This window comes from Streptomyces sp. NPDC037242, assembly GCF_055604165.1.
In genome coordinates this window covers 22845-37689 of the sequence record NZ_JBVJUY010000043.1, presented here as the reverse complement: position 1 = coordinate 37689, position 14845 = coordinate 22845, and the positions used below count along the sequence as shown (strand labels likewise).

At 73.2% G+C, this 14845-nt stretch carries 16 protein-coding genes; 10 read left to right on the top strand and 6 right to left on the bottom strand.

Features of this window, described 5'->3' with window-relative positions:
* Positions 1–79: 79 nt before the first annotated feature.
* Positions 80–721 carry a vitamin K epoxide reductase family protein gene (locus ACZ7GJ_RS34725; RefSeq protein WP_470757479.1) on the top strand — a complete coding sequence of 214 codons (642 nt, stop codon included), beginning with the start codon at positions 80–82 and terminating at the stop codon, positions 719–721.
* 127 nt (positions 722–848) lie between these two features.
* Here the strand turns inward: ACZ7GJ_RS34725 and ACZ7GJ_RS34720 are convergent, their stop codons facing one another.
* Positions 849–1259: a rodlin gene (locus tag ACZ7GJ_RS34720; RefSeq protein ID WP_470757477.1), complete on the bottom strand. Its 411-nt coding sequence runs from the start codon at positions 1257–1259 to the stop codon at positions 849–851.
* Positions 1260–1543: 284 nt separating this feature from the next.
* Between ACZ7GJ_RS34720 and ACZ7GJ_RS34715 the strand changes: the two genes are divergently transcribed.
* Entirely contained in the window at positions 1544–2020 is a 477-nt protein-coding gene (locus ACZ7GJ_RS34715) for a hypothetical protein (protein ID WP_470757475.1), read from the top strand.
* Positions 2021–2159: 139 nt separating this feature from the next.
* Positions 2160–2399: a chaplin gene (locus ACZ7GJ_RS34710; protein ID WP_365916854.1), complete on the top strand. Its 240-nt coding sequence runs from the start codon at positions 2160–2162 to the stop codon at positions 2397–2399.
* An 88-nt stretch (positions 2400–2487) separates the two neighbouring features.
* Here ACZ7GJ_RS34710 and ACZ7GJ_RS34705 read toward each other — a convergent pair whose 3' ends face one another.
* The 5 genes from ACZ7GJ_RS34705 to ACZ7GJ_RS34685 form a co-directional block, all read right to left on the bottom strand.
* A complete protein-coding gene (locus tag ACZ7GJ_RS34705; RefSeq protein WP_470757472.1) occupies positions 2488–2835 on the bottom strand; it encodes a hypothetical protein in 348 nt (115 codons plus the stop codon).
* A gap of 174 nt (positions 2836–3009) precedes the next feature.
* On the bottom strand, positions 3010–4215 hold the full coding sequence (locus ACZ7GJ_RS34700) for a chaplin (RefSeq protein ID WP_470757471.1): 1206 nt from the start codon (positions 4213–4215) through the stop codon (positions 3010–3012).
* Positions 4216–4337: 122 nt separating this feature from the next.
* A complete protein-coding gene (locus ACZ7GJ_RS34695) occupies positions 4338–4571 on the bottom strand; it encodes a chaplin (RefSeq protein WP_470757469.1) in 234 nt (77 codons plus the stop codon).
* Positions 4572–4810: 239 nt separating this feature from the next.
* Positions 4811–5221: a rodlin gene (locus ACZ7GJ_RS34690; RefSeq protein ID WP_470757467.1), complete on the bottom strand. Its 411-nt coding sequence runs from the start codon at positions 5219–5221 to the stop codon at positions 4811–4813.
* A gap of 119 nt (positions 5222–5340) precedes the next feature.
* Positions 5341–5595, bottom strand: a complete 255-nt coding sequence (locus tag ACZ7GJ_RS34685) for a chaplin (RefSeq protein WP_470757466.1) — start codon at positions 5593–5595, stop codon at positions 5341–5343.
* Positions 5596–5770: 175 nt separating this feature from the next.
* On the opposite strand from ACZ7GJ_RS34685, the gene ACZ7GJ_RS34680 reads away from it, so the two are divergent.
* From ACZ7GJ_RS34680 to ACZ7GJ_RS34650, 7 genes are all read left to right on the top strand, one after another.
* On the top strand, positions 5771–6874 hold the full coding sequence (locus ACZ7GJ_RS34680) for a DUF3344 domain-containing protein (RefSeq protein WP_470757464.1): 1104 nt from the start codon (positions 5771–5773) through the stop codon (positions 6872–6874).
* Positions 6875–6938: 64 nt separating this feature from the next.
* On the top strand, positions 6939–8099 hold the full coding sequence (locus ACZ7GJ_RS34675) for a glycosyltransferase family 4 protein (RefSeq protein WP_470757462.1): 1161 nt from the start codon (positions 6939–6941) through the stop codon (positions 8097–8099).
* Positions 8096–9616 (top strand): exopolysaccharide biosynthesis polyprenyl glycosylphosphotransferase, encoded by a 1521-nt coding sequence (locus tag ACZ7GJ_RS34670; protein ID WP_470757460.1) that lies wholly within the window; start codon positions 8096–8098, stop codon positions 9614–9616. Before ACZ7GJ_RS34675 ends, ACZ7GJ_RS34670 begins: the two co-directional genes overlap by 4 nt.
* A 2-nt stretch (positions 9617–9618) precedes the next feature.
* The gene (locus ACZ7GJ_RS34665; protein ID WP_470757458.1) at positions 9619–10989 is read left to right on the top strand and encodes an O-antigen ligase family protein; all 1371 of its coding nucleotides are present in this window, start codon (positions 9619–9621) and stop codon (positions 10987–10989) included.
* A 113-nt stretch (positions 10990–11102) separates the two neighbouring features.
* The gene (gene murJ, locus ACZ7GJ_RS34660) at positions 11103–12839 is read left to right on the top strand and encodes a murein biosynthesis integral membrane protein MurJ (protein ID WP_470757457.1); all 1737 of its coding nucleotides are present in this window, start codon (positions 11103–11105) and stop codon (positions 12837–12839) included.
* Positions 12829–13605, top strand: coding sequence for a polysaccharide deacetylase family protein (locus tag ACZ7GJ_RS34655; RefSeq protein WP_470757455.1), 777 nt, complete (start codon positions 12829–12831; stop codon positions 13603–13605). Before murJ ends, ACZ7GJ_RS34655 begins: the two co-directional genes overlap by 11 nt.
* A 14-nt stretch (positions 13606–13619) precedes the next feature.
* Positions 13620–14840: a glycosyltransferase gene (locus ACZ7GJ_RS34650; RefSeq protein WP_470757522.1), complete on the top strand. Its 1221-nt coding sequence runs from the start codon at positions 13620–13622 to the stop codon at positions 14838–14840.
* The last annotated feature ends 5 nt before the right edge of the window (positions 14841–14845 follow it).

The window sequence follows — 14845 nt, the reverse complement described above, 5'->3', positions numbered from 1 at the left end:
GCCACACCTTCAGGTCAACTTCCTTACGCATGGGCATGGTTAGGCCCGGTATGGAAGGAAAGGCGGGACTATGGGTGGCATGGCAACGAATACAGTGGGCGTCCCCCGCCAGCAGGGACGGCCCCGCAACCGCATCGACGGCGAACCGCCCGCCACCCCCCGGGGGTTGGCCTGGCTGCTGGTCCTCACTGGAGCGGCCGGCCTGCTGGCCTCCTGGGTGATCACCCTCGACAAGTTCCTGCTGCTGGAGGACCCCGACTTCAAGCCCGCCTGCAGCCTCAACCCCGTCGTCTCCTGCGGCAGCGTCATGAAGAGCGACCAGGCGGCGGTCTTCGGCTTCCCCAACCCGATGCTGGGGTTGGTCGCTTACGGGGTCGTCGTGTGCGTCGGCGCGGGCCTGCTGGCCGGGGCCCGCCACCGCGGCTGGTTCTGGCTCGGACTGAACGCCGGAACGGCCTTCGGCGTCGGATTCTGCTCCTGGCTCATGGTCCAGTCGCTCTACGAGATCAACGCGCTCTGCCTGTGGTGCTGCCTGGCCTGGGTGGCGACCCTGCTGATGTTCTGGGCGGTCACCGCGCACAACGTCACCGCTGGCACGCTCCCCGCGCCCGCCCCGGTCAGGGGCTTCTTCGCCGAGTTCGGCTGGGCCCCGCCGGCCCTGCACGCCGGCGTCATCGGGATGCTGATCCTGACCCGGTGGTGGGAGTTCTGGACGAGCTGACGGCGGCGGCCCGACCCCGTACCCGTACCGCACGGGCGAGGGCCCCGGCAGCTGGAGGCTGCCGGGGCCCTCGTCGTTCCTGCTCCACGCCGGGCGCCGTGCGCCCGGACCGCGAGGGGTGCGTGGATCAGCTGCCGATGGAGCCGTTGCCCGACAGGACCGGGATGTTGTCCAGGATGTGCGAGAGCGGCTCGTCGCCCTTGGCCTGGGTGGAGTTCTCGGTGCACTGCTGGTTCTGCGGGTTCGACAGGACGTTGATGTCCTGGACACCGACGTTGAGCAGGGCAACCAGGGACTGGGCGTTGACCTTGACGGGCAGGCCGATGCAGGGCTTGTTCAGCGTGCCCTGGACCAGGCCGAGCTGCGGGCTCATGTCGCCGTGGGTCTTCTGGTTGCCGTAGATCTGCTGGGCACCGTTCCCGTTCACGGTGTTGATCCCGTTGTCGTTGCCGATGGCCATGGCCGGGGCGGCAACAGCAGCGCCCGCGCCGACGGCGGCGGCGGTGACCGCGGCAGCAGTCATGATCTTCTTGAGCATCTTGATCCTTTTGTCTGTCGCACGAGTGCCCGCTAGTGGAGCGCCCTGATCAACTGCCCGGACGGGGGTTGGTTCTGCTGCTTCACTCAAACGGCCTGCGGAGGGCGAGGATTTCCCCGGGCCGGGTGAGCCGCCTCCGGACGCGTGCGCGAAGCCCGTACGCAGCCAGCAGCCGTGTTCGGGGCTCCACGGTCCGGTTGCGGACCGTGGGAGGTGTTCGCACGGTGGGTAAGGAGGCGGATCGCTCGGGTCCGTTTCTGCGCGACCACCAGAACGGATCCCCCATGCACCGCACGAAGCCCTCCCGCGTCCGCATCCTCGTCCCGTCGGCCCTCGCGGTCGTCATACTCACCGGCGCGGCTGCCCCCGCGGGCGCCGCCGACGGTGCCGGGTCCGCCGCCCTCACGAACCGGGTGGCGGCAGCCCAGGAGGAGATCAACGAGCGAGTGGCGGCGGCCGGACCCCTGGACGACCTCCTCGCGGGCGTCTCCAAGACCCTGGCCGACCTCCTCAAGTCCCTGGAGACCCTGCTGCCCGGGGTGAAGCTCCCGGAGATCAAGCTGCCGAACCTGCCGAACCTGCCGGCGATCCCGGAGATCCCCAAGATCCCGCTCCCGGAGATCACGATCCCCGAGATCCCCGGCGTCCCGCAGCTGCCCGTCTCCAACCCGGCGGTGCCGTCGGTACCCGTGGCGCCCCCGGTGGAGCTGGTGCCCGCGATCCCCGACATTCCCGACATCCCGATCCTCGGATCGCCGTGACGGGACTCGTGCGTGGTTACGACTATTAAGCTGAACAGGTCTGATCGCGCACCGACCCGTGTCGTCTGGGATGGTGGACCGTTTCGCTCGGTGTGAGCCCCGGATCGGGGCAGAACATCGAACAGAAGGTGCACTTCCCATGAACTCTGCCAAGAAGGCCGCCCTGGTTCTGGCCTCCGCCGGTCTCGCTGCGGCCGGTGCCGCCGGTTCCGCCGCCGCCGATTCCTCGGCCGAGGGTGCGGCCGTGGGCTCCCCGGGTGTCCTCTCGGGCAACCTGCTCCAGGTCCCGGTTCACGTCCCGGTCAACGTCTGCGGCAACTCCGTGAACGTGATCGGCCTGCTGAACCCCGCGTTCGGCAACACCTGCATCAACGACTGACGTCAGTCGTCGCGCACGCGACTGTGGGCGCCACCGGCCTCGCCGGTGGCGCCCACAGTCGTATCTGCGCACTGGGGGGAAGGGCCCGTCAGCTGGCGCCGCCGTTGAGCTTCACACCGCCGAGCATCGGGTTGCCCTGGGTGGCCCCGTTCGCCAGCTTCATGACCTCGCCCGGCGCATCGTTGCGGACCTTGTTGACGCTCTGCACGGTGCCCACGACCTTGTTGACGGCCTCACCCTGCTCGGCCAGGCCGTTGCCGAGGGTCTGCGGGAGCGCCTGCGAGACCGGGTTGACGGCGTTGAGGGTCTCCGTCACCCCACTCGTCAGGCTCATCGCCGGCGAGGTCGTCGGCGCCTCGGCGGCGAAGGCGGGGGCGGTGGCGCCGAGTGCGGCGACGGAGCCGACGACGACAGCGGCGACCTTCGAGAGCTTCATTATGGAAATCCTCTTCTTTCGTGGACAGAGGCGTCAGCGGCGACCGTCGCGCCGCTTTCGCCCTGGCTAACGATTCCCCGCCGATCCGGAAACGCGGAACCGAACACGGCAACGGCCGGAGAATCCGACAAGGGACTCTCCGGCCGATATTTCTTCTTATTACCGGTATTGCCGTCAGGCGATACGGGACCTGCGGTAGAGAATGGCGCCGCCCAGGATCAGGGCCGTGGCGAGGGCTGCGGCGGCGCCGGTCTGCCCCGCACCCGTCTCGGCCAGTACGGGCGCCGAGACCTGCGCGGGTACGGGAGCCGGAGCGGGCGCCGCGGCCGGCGCGGGGAGGGGCGCGGGCGCCGGAACGGGCGCCGGAACGGGCGCCGGAACGGGCGCCGGGGGCATGGGTACGGGCAGGTCACCGGCGGGGGCTGCCGGCGGCTGGTCCGCGGGACGTACGGTCTGCGGCACGGGCGCGGGGACGGGCGCCGGGTGCTCTACGACCTGGCTCCCGCGCGGGGGCATGGGAGCGGGCGCCTCCTCCGCTACGGGAGCGGGCCCGGGCGCCGGCGCGGGAAGCGTGTGGGGCGCCTCCTCGGCCGGGGGGACGGGAGCCGGGGCCGGGAGCGTGTGGGGCGCCTCCTCGACCGGGGGGACCGGAACCGGGGCGGGTGCCGGGGGCGGCTGGGGCGCCTCCTGGACCGGTGCGGGCGCCGGAGCCGGCTGCGCCACGACGGGCTCGGGCTTCGGCTCGGGCCTCGGCTCGGGCTTGGGGGGCGCCGGGGGAGCGTGGTGCGCCGGAGGGGCCTGCGGGTGCTCGGCGTGGGGCTGCGGCTGCGGAGGGTGGTCGTCGCACTCCTCCTCGCCCGGGCCGCCGGACTCGCCCGAGCCGCCGTAGCCGCCCTCGTCGTGCGCCTGTTCGGCGTGGCGCGGCGCCGCGTGCTTCGGGGCGGCGTGCTTGGGTGCCGCGTGCTTCGGCGCCCGCCGGGGCGTCTCGTCGGGCGCCTCCTCGACCCGCTGCCGCGGCATCGCGTGCCGCGCCTCGCGCTCGTCGAGGTACCGCTCCAGGGCCTCGGCGTTCTCGGGGCTGAGGTAGCGCTCGTAGTCGTGGTCGCCGTGCGCGGCGGAGCCGGTCGCGGTGGCGCAGTTGTTGCCCATCGCGGGGTTCAGGCCCGCCCCGGCGTCCACGGTGTTGCCGCACGCGTTCGGCGTGAAGGTGATCGGTACCGAGACGCTGTTGCCGGCCAGCACACCCGGTGAATGCGAGGCTTCGGCCATGGCCCCGGGATGCGCGTAGGCCGCGCCCGCCGCGATCGACAGCAGGCTGGAGGCGGCCGCCGCGGTGAGCACGCCCTTGCCCAGTACCTGTCGGCTCAGTACCTGTCGCATGGGTCCTTCCCTGTCTACCGGCGCTGCTGGCCGGTGCTGAATCGAAGGTGGCCTCGGAGTGCACCGCCGTGCACTCCGAGGCCACCCCGAGGAGGTCTGCCCTTGCGGGCACAGGTGCTTCGTCAGGCGTTGACGCAGGTGTTGCCGAACGCGGGGTTCAGCAGCGCGATGACGTTGACGGTGTTGCCGCAGACGTTCACGGGCACGTGCACCGGGACCTGGAGCAGGTTGCCCGAGAGGACGCCCGGGGAGCCCACGGCCTTGCCGTCGGCCACCGAGTCGGCCATGGCGGGGGAGGCGGCACCGGCGGCCATCAGCACGCCGGCGGCCAGCACCACTGCCTTCTTGTACGTCATTTGATTTCGATCCTTCCCGCAGAGGCGTATCCGCTGCAGAATTAATAACGAGTGGCTCCGGAAAAAGAAACCACAGGTTTTCCGGGGTGTGTCGGAAATTCACTCCGACGCTCGCGCACTGGGAATTCGAGGTCGATTTGCGCGTTGCGCGAGAATTCGGAGGAGGCCCTACAAGCGGCGAGGCCGCCGCGACCCGAAGGTGCGGCGGCCTCGCTGGCGCGGGGCGCTGGGGGGTGCGATCAGCTGCCGGCCGAGGCGTTGCCCGACAGGATCGGGATGTTGCTGAGGATGTGCGAGAGAGCCTCGTCGCCCTTGGCCTGGGTGGAGTTCTCGGTGCACTGCTGGTTCTGCGGGCTGGACAGGACGGGGATGTCCTGGACGCCGACGTTGATGAGGGCGAGGACGGACTGCACGTTGGCCTTCGCGGGCAGGGCGATGCAGGGCTTGTTGAAGGAGCCCTGGATCAGCGCCATCTGCGGGCTCATGTGGCCGTAGGTCGCCTGGTTGCCGTAGATCTGCGAGGCACCGTTGCCGTTGACGGTGTTGATGCCGTTGTCGTTCCCGATCGCCATCGCCTGCGGGGCCATGGCGGCACCCAGGCCCACGAAGGAGGCGGCAACCGCTGCGCCGGCTGCAAACTTCTTGATCATTGTCGTCCCTTTTTTGGCAGGATTGCCCGGTACTGGAGCACCCGGATCAACGGCCGGACCCCGGTCCGGGTTGCGTGACTTCACTCGGATGCCGCCGTTTCGGGCGGCGGGGTTGACGTTCAGGCGTTCACGCAGGTGTTGCCGAACGCGGGGTTCAGCAGCGCGATGACGTTGACGGTGTTGCCGCAGACGTTGACCGGGACGTGGACCGGGACCTGCCCGAGGTTGCCGCTCAGCACGCCCGGGGACTCGGCCGTGAAGCCCGTCGCCGTCGCGCCGTCCCCGCCGTGCGCGGAGGCGAGGCCCGCGCCGCCCATCAGCATCGCCGCGCCCGCGACCGCCATGGTGGTGCCGCGCACCAGCCTCTTCTGCATCTCCGTTTTCCCTTTCGGTTCGAACAATGGTGCACCCCCATAACGACCTGACAGGTGCGAGGGTGCGTGCTATCGCCCAAAAGGCCGTACGAGCGAGTCCGGCGTGATTTCCAGCCTGATTTCTGCCAAAGTTCACTCCTGTTTTGTCCCCTTGATCGAAAATGGAGACAGGGTCATGGGTTCACCCCGCAGAATCCTCGGCACGCTCGGTCTGCTGTCCTGCCTCGCACTTTCGGCGAACGTGCCCGCAGCCGGCGCTGCGGCCCCGCCGGGGACGCGCGAATTGCCCCGGGTGCCGTTCACCCAGCGTTATCAGGCCGTGCAGCACGGCGGGCTGGTCCGGGCCTCGAACTCGTCCATCGGCTGCCGCAAGGAGGAGTCCGAGGAGGCCGAGTCGTGCGCCGAGGTGAAGCGGGGCGCCGCCGGGGTCAACAGCGACTTCGAGATGTTCTACGACGAGGTCGACAAGGACCCGGACACGTACAACTCGACCCGCGCCGAGCTCAAGGTCCCGCAGGGGGCGAAGGTCTCGTACGCCCGGCTGTACTGGGGCGGGAACCTGCGGGTCGGCGAGCAGAAGCCGCCGGAGGACAACGGCCGGGTGCTGGTCGCCGAGCCGGGCGGCGCGTACAAGGCGGTGGTGGCCGACACGGTGATCGGGCACCGCAGCGACGCGGGCAGCGATGCCTACCAGGCCTCCGCCGACGTGACCCCGCTGGTCCGCAAGGGCGGCGCGGGGATGTGGACGGTGGCCCAGCTCAACATCGCCATGGGGCACTCCGAGGTGGGCGCCTGGGGCGGCTGGACGCTGGTGGTCGCCTACGAGCACCCCCAGGAGCCGGTACGCCGGATCTCGCTGTGGGACGGCTTCGAGGGGCTGGCCGCGGGGCCCGGCGAGGCCTCGGGGGAGATGGTGGAGCTCTCCGGTCTGGACGCGGCGGCCGGGTCCGCGGGGCGGGTCGGGGTGGTGGCGTACGACGGGGACCGCGGGACGCTCGGGGACTCACTGACCGTGACGGCCGACAGCGGCCGACGGGTGAGCCTCAGTGATGGAGAAAATCCTTTTAATGATGTTATGAATTCCACGATCACGGAATTCGGGCATCACTCGTTCGTGCGACAGCCCGAACATATGAATAATCTCGGATATGACGCGGACGTGTTCGACCTGAGTCCCGCCCTGTCCGGTGGCGCCCGGAACCTGACCTTCAGGTTCGCGGGCGAAAGCCAGGGTCATTTCCTCGGTGTGCTCTTCGTTCAGACAGACGCGCGCCGCTGAACGTAGGAGATCACTCCACGTGTCACCACAGCCTTCGACCGCACAACCCCCGAACCCCCCGCAGGTGACCGTCCTCCATCTCGTCCAGCCCGTCGAGGGCGGTGTGGCCCGGGTCGTCGTCGACCTCGTCCGCGCCCAGTCCGCGGCCGGGCTGCGGACCGTCGTCGGCTGCCCGCGCGGCGGACAGCTCGCCGAGGCCGCCCGCGACGCCGGGGCCGAGGTGCTCAACTGGCGCGCCGGACGGGCCCCCGGGCCCGGCCTGCCCGCCGAAGTGCTCGGCGCCCGCCGGGTGATCGGCCGCGTCCAGCCGGACATCCTGCACGCCCACAGCGCCAAGGCCGGGCTGGCCGGCCGGCTCGCCGTGCGCGGCGGCGTGCCGACCGTCTTCCAGCCGCACGCCTGGTCCTTCGACGCCGTCGGCGGGGCCACCGCCGCGCTCGCCCTGCGCTGGGAGCGGTTCGGTGCCCGCTGGGCCGACCGCGTGCTCTGCGTCAGCGAGGCCGAACGCCGAACGGGCGAGTCCGAGGGGATCGCCGCCCGCTGGTCGGTGATCCGCAACGGAGTCGACCTCGACCACTTCCGCCCCGGCGGCCCGGACCCAGACCTGGACCGGGCCCGGGCGCGCGCCGGACTGCTGCTGCCCACCTCCTTCCGGGACGGCGGAGGGCCGCTCGTCGTCTGCGTGGGCCGGATCTGCCAGCAGAAGGGCCAGGACATCCTGCTGCGGGCCTGGCCGGAGGTGCTCGGGAACCTGCCCGGAGCCCGGCTCGCGCTCGTCGGCGACGGCCCCGACACCGAACGGCTGCGCCGCGCCGCGCCGTCCGCAGTGCACTTCGCGGGGGCCGCCTGCGACATCCGACCGTGGCTTCGGGCCGCCGATCTCGTTGTACTGCCGTCGCGGTGGGAAGGCATGGCGCTCGCCCCGCTCGAAGCCATGGCCTGTGGCCGACCGGTCCTGGTCTCCGACGTCAGCGGTGCCCGGGAGAGCCTGCCGCCCGGCCAGGGACGGCTCTGCCTGGTGCCGCCGGAGGACCCGGCGGCCCTGGCCAAGGCCCTGGGACGGCTGCTCGCCGAGCCGCGGCTGCTCGCCGAACTCGGCGAGCAGGCCCAGCAGCACGCCCGGACCGACTTCGACGTGCGGCGGACCACGGACGCGGTCACCGGTCTGTACCACGAACTGCTGGGCAGGCCCCGGCCCTTGAACCAGGAGCGCATCAGCCGATGACGATGGACAGCGCACCCGCCCGGCACACCGGGCAGGGCGGCACGGGGCCTTCCGGAGGCAGTACCGGCACCGGCACCACCGCCGTCCGCCGTTCCGTGACCGCCATCCACCCGCCGCGCGGGCCCAAGGCGGAGCAGGCCCGGGCGGCCGTACGGCCCAAGCGGGCCCGCCGCCGTGACGGGGTGTTCCCGCTGCTGACCGCCGACGCGCTGGCCGTCGTGGCGACGGCGGCCGCCCTGCCCGGACTGCGACTGCCCGTCGAGGCGGCCGTACCCGCGGCCATGGTCCTCGCCGGGCTGCACGCGCAGGCCGGGCTGTACCGGCCGCGGCTCGCGCCCTCCGCGCTCCGGGAACTGCCCACGCTGGCCGGGCGGGCCGCCGTCCTGTGGTGCGCGGCGGCCGCGGTCGTGGCCGCCGCCGCACCCGGGCGGGTACTGGCCTGGGGCGCACTGCTCGGCGCGGTGTGCCTGCAGGCCGTACTGGCGTGCGCGGGACGCGGGTTCGTCAACCAGCTCCGCCGCCGGGTCCGCGTCCGCAGGCCCGCCTCCACCCTGGTCGTGGGGCCCGTCGCCGGGGCGAGCGCGGTCGCCGCCGCCCTGCACGGGCGCCCCGAGTACGGGCTGCGCCCCGTCGGGCTCGCCGACACCGCCGCGGCGGCCGACGGCGACAGCGGCGCCGTGCCCGTGCTCGCCACCCACGAGGACATCCGCCGCGCGGTCATCCAGAACTCGGTCCGGCACGCGGTGTTCACCCGCCCGCCGGAGGCCGACGAGCGCACCGCCTCCCTGGTCCGGCTCTTCCACGACCACGGCTGCCGGCTCTGGCTCGCCGACCCGGCCGGTACCGCCAAGGTCACCGGTATGCGGGTGGCGCAGCCCGCCGACCAGCTGTGGGGGTACGCCGTACAGCCGCTGCTGCCCCGCCCGGCGCGGCCGCTGGAGCGGTTCGCGAAGCGGGGCATCGACTCCCTCCTGGCCTCGCTCGCACTGGTCGCGGCCGCGCCCGTGATGGCGCTGTGCGCCCTGGCCGTACGGCTCTCCGACGGGCCCGGGGTGATCTTCCGGCAGGAGCGGGTCGGCCTGTACGGGCGGTCCTTCACCCTGCTGAAGTTCCGCACCCTGAGCGCGGACGCGCACGAGTCCGCCACCCGCTGGACGGTGGCCGGCGACCGCCGGATGAGCCCCATCGGCTCCTTCCTGCGCAAGTCCTCGCTGGACGAGCTGCCGCAGCTGTGGAACGTGGTCCGGGGTGACATGAGCCTGGTCGGTCCGCGCCCCGAACGGCCCTTCTTCGTCGCCAAGTTCAGCAGCGTCCACCCCGGCTACGAGGCCCGCCACCGGATGCCCGTCGGCATCACCGGCCTCGCGCAGATCAACGGCCTGCGCGGGGACACCTCCATCGAGGACCGGGCCCGCTTCGACAACCACTACATCGACACCTGGTCGCTGTGGCAGGACCTGTGGATCCTGGCCCGCACCGCGGCCTCGTTCTTCCGATTCCGGCTGGGGGGCAGCTGAACATGAGCCTTGCCGTATCGACGACCCGGCTACGGCCCGAGCTGCCGGTGCTGCTGCGCCGGCACTGGCCGCTGCTGCCGCTCGCCGCGACCGTACTGTTCCTCCTCGCCCCGCTCCCCGCGGGGGACGCGACCGCCTCCGGCAAGGTCGGCCCGGCCGACGCCGCCTCGCTGCTGCTCGTGTTCGTCTGCGCCGTGCAGGCGCTGCGCGGCCGGGTGCGGTCCCTGACCCCGCTCGCGGCGTTCCTCCTCGGGCTGCCGGCCGTCGGGCTGGCCGTCGCGACCGTGACCGCCGGGGACCCGTACGCCGCCCTGCCCGGGTTCGTGCGCTACCTCCAGGTGTTCGTGCTGGTCCCGGCGGCGATCGTGCTGCTGGTGCGCGACGCGGGGGAGTTCCGGCTGGCCGCGGGGTGCTTCGTGGTACTGGCGCTGGTGCAGGGCGCGGTCGGGGTCGTGCAGTACGCGACCCACACCGGGGCCTCGTACCAGGGCGAGGACATCCGGGCCGTCGGGACCTTCGGCCCCGGCGACGTGATGGGCATGGCCACGGTGGTGGCGTACGGGCTGGTCGTCGCGACCGCGGTGGCGCTGGCCCCGGGGCTGCCGAGGCAGGTCCGGCGGCTGGCGGGCGGCGCGGCCCTGGTGCTGGTGCTGCCGCTGGTGCTGTCGTTCAGCCGGGGCGCCTGGATCGCCACCCTCGGCGCGGCGGTGCTGGTGATGGGGCTGGCCGGGATCCGGCGGGCCGTCAAGGTGCTCCTCGCGCTCGGTGCGGCGGGTGTGGTGCTGGTCGGCGGGCTCGGGGTCGGCTCCGAGATGGTGGCGGAGCGGCTGACCTCCATCACGCAGGTCTCCAGCGCGCCCGACCAGTCGGTGACCGACCGCTACACGATGTGGGCGGCCGCCGGTTCGATGTGGCGCGAGCGGCCGGCCGCCGGGGTGGGCCTCAAGGGCTTCCCCGCCCACCGGGACGGACACTCCTCGCTGGGGCTCTCCTCCGGCAGCGACACCGCGGGCGCGGGCCAGGCGTACCTGCGCCAGCCGCTGCTCTCCCCGCACAACATGTACCTGCTGGTGCTCAGCGAGCAGGGCCTGATCGGGCTGACCGCGCTGGCGGGCGGCTGGGCGGCGGTACTGGTCGCGGGGCTGCGGCGGTTCGCCGCCGGCGGCGCCGACCGGGGGATCCGGGACTGCGGCCTGGTCGCGGTCGGGCTGCTCGTCTGGCAGCTGACCGACTTCCTGTACGCGGACATCGGCGGCCCGTCCACCGTCCTGACCGGGGTGATCATCGGCCTGGCCGCCTGGTGGGCCCTGCCTTCCCGGGGGGACGCGGACGCACTGCGCCGCCCGGCCCTTGAGGGTGCGGCCGGCCGGTGACGGACACCACGCCTTGGCGGCCCGCCTCCGGCCCTCCGGCCGGGGCGGGCCCCGCCCACGTCCCGGGCACACCCCCCCGCCCGGGCGGCGGGCCGGGGGCGAGGGCCGTCCGGGTGGTGTCCCGGCGGGACGCCCGGGCGGCGGCCGGCCCGCGGCGGCCCGGACCCGTCGCCGGTGCGCGGGCGGGCGGTGGTTCCGAACCCGGTTCGCCCGGCGGCAGCGGACCGGCGCCGCTCGGACGGTTCCTGGCCAAGGCCGCCGCGGTGACCGCCGGGCTGACCGCCGCCGGCGCGGTGTTCGGGCTCGTACGCGACCAGACCATCGCGCACCTCTTCGGCGCCGGGCACGACAGCGACGCGTTCCTGATCTCCTGGACCGTGCCCGAGATGGCCTCGACGCTGCTGATCGAGGACGCCATGGCGCTGCTGATGGTGCCCGCGTTCAGCCACGCCCTGGCCCGCCGGGCCGCCAGTAGGGCCGGGCTCACCCGCCGGGAGGCCCGCGCGGCCGATCCCGTACGACTGCTCGTGGGGGCGACGCTGCCGCGCCTCGCGGTGTTCCTGGCCGCCGTCGCGTCGGTACTGATCGTGGCCGCGCCGCTCGTCGTCTCCGTCCTCGCCCCCGGGCTGCCGGATCCCGAACTGGCGGTCGAGTGCACCCGGATGACGGCCCTGACGGTGCTGTCGTTCGGGATCGCCGGGTACTTCAGCGCCGCGCTGCGGGCGCACCGCTCCTTCGTGCCGCCCGCCGCCATCTACGTGTCGTACAACGTGGGGATCATCGGCACGATGGTGGCCCTGCACGCCGTGTGGGGGGTGCGGGCCGCGGCCGCCGGGGTCGCCGTCGGCGGTCTGCTGATGGCCCTGGTCCAACTGCCCGCCTTCATCCGCAACGTGGGCTTCGGACCGCCCCGGGCCAAGGGCGCCCCGCGCAGCCTGCGCGACCGTGACCGGCCCACGCTGATCGCCTTCGGGGTCATCGCCCCGGTGATCCTCTTCGCCGTGTTCCGGCAGTCCCAGGTGCTCGTCGAGCGGTTCCTCGCCGCCTCGCTGCCGCCGGGCGCCATCTCGCACCTGAACTACGCCCAGAAGGTGGCGCAGATGCCGATGGTGCTCTCCCTGATGATCTGTACCGTCACCTTCCCCGTCGTCGCCCAGGCCATGGCCGGCGGCGAGCGGGAGAAGGCCCGGCGGCGCGTCGAGCAGGACCTCGCGCTCGCCTCCCTCGCCGTCCTGATCGGCACAGCCCTCGTCATCGGCTACGCGCCCCAGATCATCCAAGTCCTCTTCGAACGCGGCGCCTTCACCCACCAGGACACCGTCGCCACCGCCTCCGTCATGCGGGTCTACGGCCTCGGGCTCCTCGGCCACTGCCTCGTCGGGGCGCTGTCCCGGCCCTTCTTCTCGACCGCCCGGCCCACCTGGTTCCCGGCGCTCGCGATGGGCGCCGGACTCCTCGTCAACATCGTGGCCGGAGCCTTCGCCGTCGGCTGGTGGGGCACCTACGGCATCGCCGCCGCCAACGCCGCCGGCATCTCCACCACCGCCGCGCTGCTGCTCACCGGCCTCGGCTCGCGGATCATCGCCATCCAGGTCCGCCGGGTGGCCATCAGCATCGGCCGGCTCTCGGTCGCCGCCTTCGCCGCCTGCGCCACCGGCTGGATCGCCGGGCCGATGATCCCCGACCCGCTGGTCAGCGCGGCCCTCGGCTGCCTGCTCGTCCCGGCCATGTTCGGGGCCACCGGAATGGCCATACGGGCCCTGGAGGTCACCGCCATGCCCGCCCAGATCGCCAAGCTCTCCGCTTCGCTCACCTCCCAGCTCACCCAGAGGTTCCGCAATGTCCGCTGACACCCACACGGCGCAGCCCGCCGCGGTGGTTCCCGCCCGCCGGGCCGCATCGCCGTGGGTCCTGATGTACCACTCGGTCGCCGAGTTCACCGATAACGCCGAGGACCCGTACGGCATCACCGTCACCCCGCAGGTGCTGGAGGCCCAGCTGCTGTGGCTGCGCTCCCGGGGCCTGCGCGGGGTGTCCGTGGGCGAGCTGCTCAGGGCCCGCGCGGCAGGACGCGGCGCCGGACTCGTCGGCCTGACCTTCGACGACGGCTACACCGACTTCCTGACCAACGCGCTCCCCCTGCTGCGCCGCCACGACTGCACGGCGACGCTGTTCGTACTGCCCGGCCGGCTCGGCGTGGACAACGTGTGGGACCCGCTGGGCCCCCGCAAGTCCCTGCTCACCGCCGAGGGCATCCGCGAAGTCGCCGCCGCCGGGCAGGAGATCGGCTCGCACGGGCTGCTCCACCAGGACCTCACCAGCACCCCCGACGACGTGCTCCAGCAGGAGCTCCGGGGCAGCCGCGACCTGCTGCGCGAGCTGACCGGGAAGCTGCCCGAGGGGTTCTGCTACCCGTACGGGCACCTCGACGCCCGGGTCGTCGCCCAGACGCGGGCCGCCGGGTACGCGTACGCCTGCGCCATCGACCCCGGGCGGCTCGCCGGCCCGCACGCCCTGCCGCGCACGCACATCAGCCAGGCGGACGGCGGGTCCCGGCTGCGCGTCAAGCAGCTGCGCCACCGGGTGCGGGAGCTGCGGCGGGCGGTGGCGCGGTGACGCCGGTGACACCGCTGAAGGCGCTGCACATCATCACGGGCCTGGGCGTCGGCGGCGCCGAGCAGCAACTGCGCCTGCTGCTGCGGCACATGCCGATGCAGTGCGACGTGCTGACGCTGACCAACCCCGGCCCGGTCGCCGAAGGGCTGCGGGCCGACGGGGTGCGGGTCGTCCACCTCGGGATGCGCGGGAACCGGGATCTCGGGGCGCTGCCGAGGCTGGTGAGGTTCATCCGGCGCGGCCGCTACGACCTCGTGCACACGCACCTGTACCGGGCCTGCGTGTACGGGCGCCTCGCGGCGCGCCTCGCGGGGGTCGGGGCGACGGTCGCCACCGAACACTCCCTCGGCGAGGGCGAGATCGAGGGCCGGCCGCTGTCGGGCGGGGTACGGGCGCTGTACCTGGCCAGCGAGCGCCTCGGCGCCGCGACGGTCGCGGTGTCGGAGACGGTCGCGGCGCGGCTGGAGGGCTGGGGGGTGCCGGCCGCGCGGGTGCACGTCGTACCGAACGGGATCGAGGCCGTCCGCTTCCGCTTCGACGAGGGTGTCCGCCGGGCCACCCGGGCCCGGACCGGGCTGCCGGAGCGGGCGTTCGTGGTGGGCGGCGTCGGCCGGCTGGTGCCGGGCAAGCGGTTCGACGTACTCGTACGGGCGGTCGCCGCGCTCCCCGGGGCGCACCTGCTGCTGGCCGGGGACGGGCCGGAGCGGGCCGCGCTGCGCACCCTGGCCGCCGAGCTGGGCGCGCAGAGCCGCATCCATCTGCTGGGGGAGCGGGACCCGCTCGGCGACAGCGCGGACGGGCGTACGCCGGGCATCCCAGCGCTGCTCGCGGCGATGGACGTGTTCGTCTCCCCGTCGCGCGAGGAGGCCTTCGGCCTCGCCGTGGTCGAGGCGCTGGCGGCCGGGCTGCCCGTGCTGCACGTGACCTGCCCGGCCATCGACGACCTCCCCGCCACCCAGGCCCCCGGCGCGCGGCGCATCGGGACCGGCACCGAGGAGCTGGTCGCCGCCCTGCGCGGGCACATGGAGGCGGGCGCGCGCCGGCTCCCGCCGCCCCCGGTCGTCCGGCGCTACGACATCGCGCGCAGCGCCGAGCAGTTGCTGTCCGTCTACGCCGTCGCGCTGGCCGCCCCGGACCCCGCGCCCCCGATTCCCCCCGCCGCCGGCAGGGGCCCCCGGGCGGGGCTGGACACGCCCCGCACGGGATCCCAGGAACCCCCTTCACTCAGGAAGTGAGCACG

What these genes read in the sequence shown, in the direction of transcription:
- ACZ7GJ_RS34695 (WP_470757469.1), bottom strand. Translation starts at nt 4,571, where the DNA reads ATGACGTACAAGAAGGCAGTGGTGCTGGCCGCCGGCGTGCTGATGGCC.
- ACZ7GJ_RS34720 (WP_470757477.1), bottom strand. Translation starts at nt 1,259, where the DNA reads ATGCTCAAGAAGATCATGACTGCTGCCGCGGTCACCGCCGCCGCCGTC.
- ACZ7GJ_RS34700 (WP_470757471.1), bottom strand. Translation starts at nt 4,215, where the DNA reads ATGCGACAGGTACTGAGCCGACAGGTACTGGGCAAGGGCGTGCTCACC.
- ACZ7GJ_RS34685 (WP_470757466.1), bottom strand. Translation starts at nt 5,595, where the DNA reads ATGCAGAAGAGGCTGGTGCGCGGCACCACCATGGCGGTCGCGGGCGCG.
- ACZ7GJ_RS34690 (WP_470757467.1), bottom strand. Translation starts at nt 5,221, where the DNA reads ATGATCAAGAAGTTTGCAGCCGGCGCAGCGGTTGCCGCCTCCTTCGTG.
- ACZ7GJ_RS34655 (WP_470757455.1), top strand. Translation starts at nt 12,829, where the DNA reads ATGTCCGCTGACACCCACACGGCGCAGCCCGCCGCGGTGGTTCCCGCC.
- ACZ7GJ_RS34725 (WP_470757479.1), top strand. Translation starts at nt 80, where the DNA reads ATGGCAACGAATACAGTGGGCGTCCCCCGCCAGCAGGGACGGCCCCGC.
- ACZ7GJ_RS34715 (WP_470757475.1), top strand. Translation starts at nt 1,544, where the DNA reads ATGCACCGCACGAAGCCCTCCCGCGTCCGCATCCTCGTCCCGTCGGCC.
- ACZ7GJ_RS34705 (WP_470757472.1), bottom strand. Translation starts at nt 2,835, where the DNA reads ATGAAGCTCTCGAAGGTCGCCGCTGTCGTCGTCGGCTCCGTCGCCGCA.
- ACZ7GJ_RS34670 (WP_470757460.1), top strand. Translation starts at nt 8,096, where the DNA reads ATGACGATGGACAGCGCACCCGCCCGGCACACCGGGCAGGGCGGCACG.
- ACZ7GJ_RS34680 (WP_470757464.1), top strand. Translation starts at nt 5,771, where the DNA reads ATGGGTTCACCCCGCAGAATCCTCGGCACGCTCGGTCTGCTGTCCTGC.
- ACZ7GJ_RS34665 (WP_470757458.1), top strand. Translation starts at nt 9,619, where the DNA reads ATGAGCCTTGCCGTATCGACGACCCGGCTACGGCCCGAGCTGCCGGTG.
- ACZ7GJ_RS34710 (WP_365916854.1), top strand. Translation starts at nt 2,160, where the DNA reads ATGAACTCTGCCAAGAAGGCCGCCCTGGTTCTGGCCTCCGCCGGTCTC.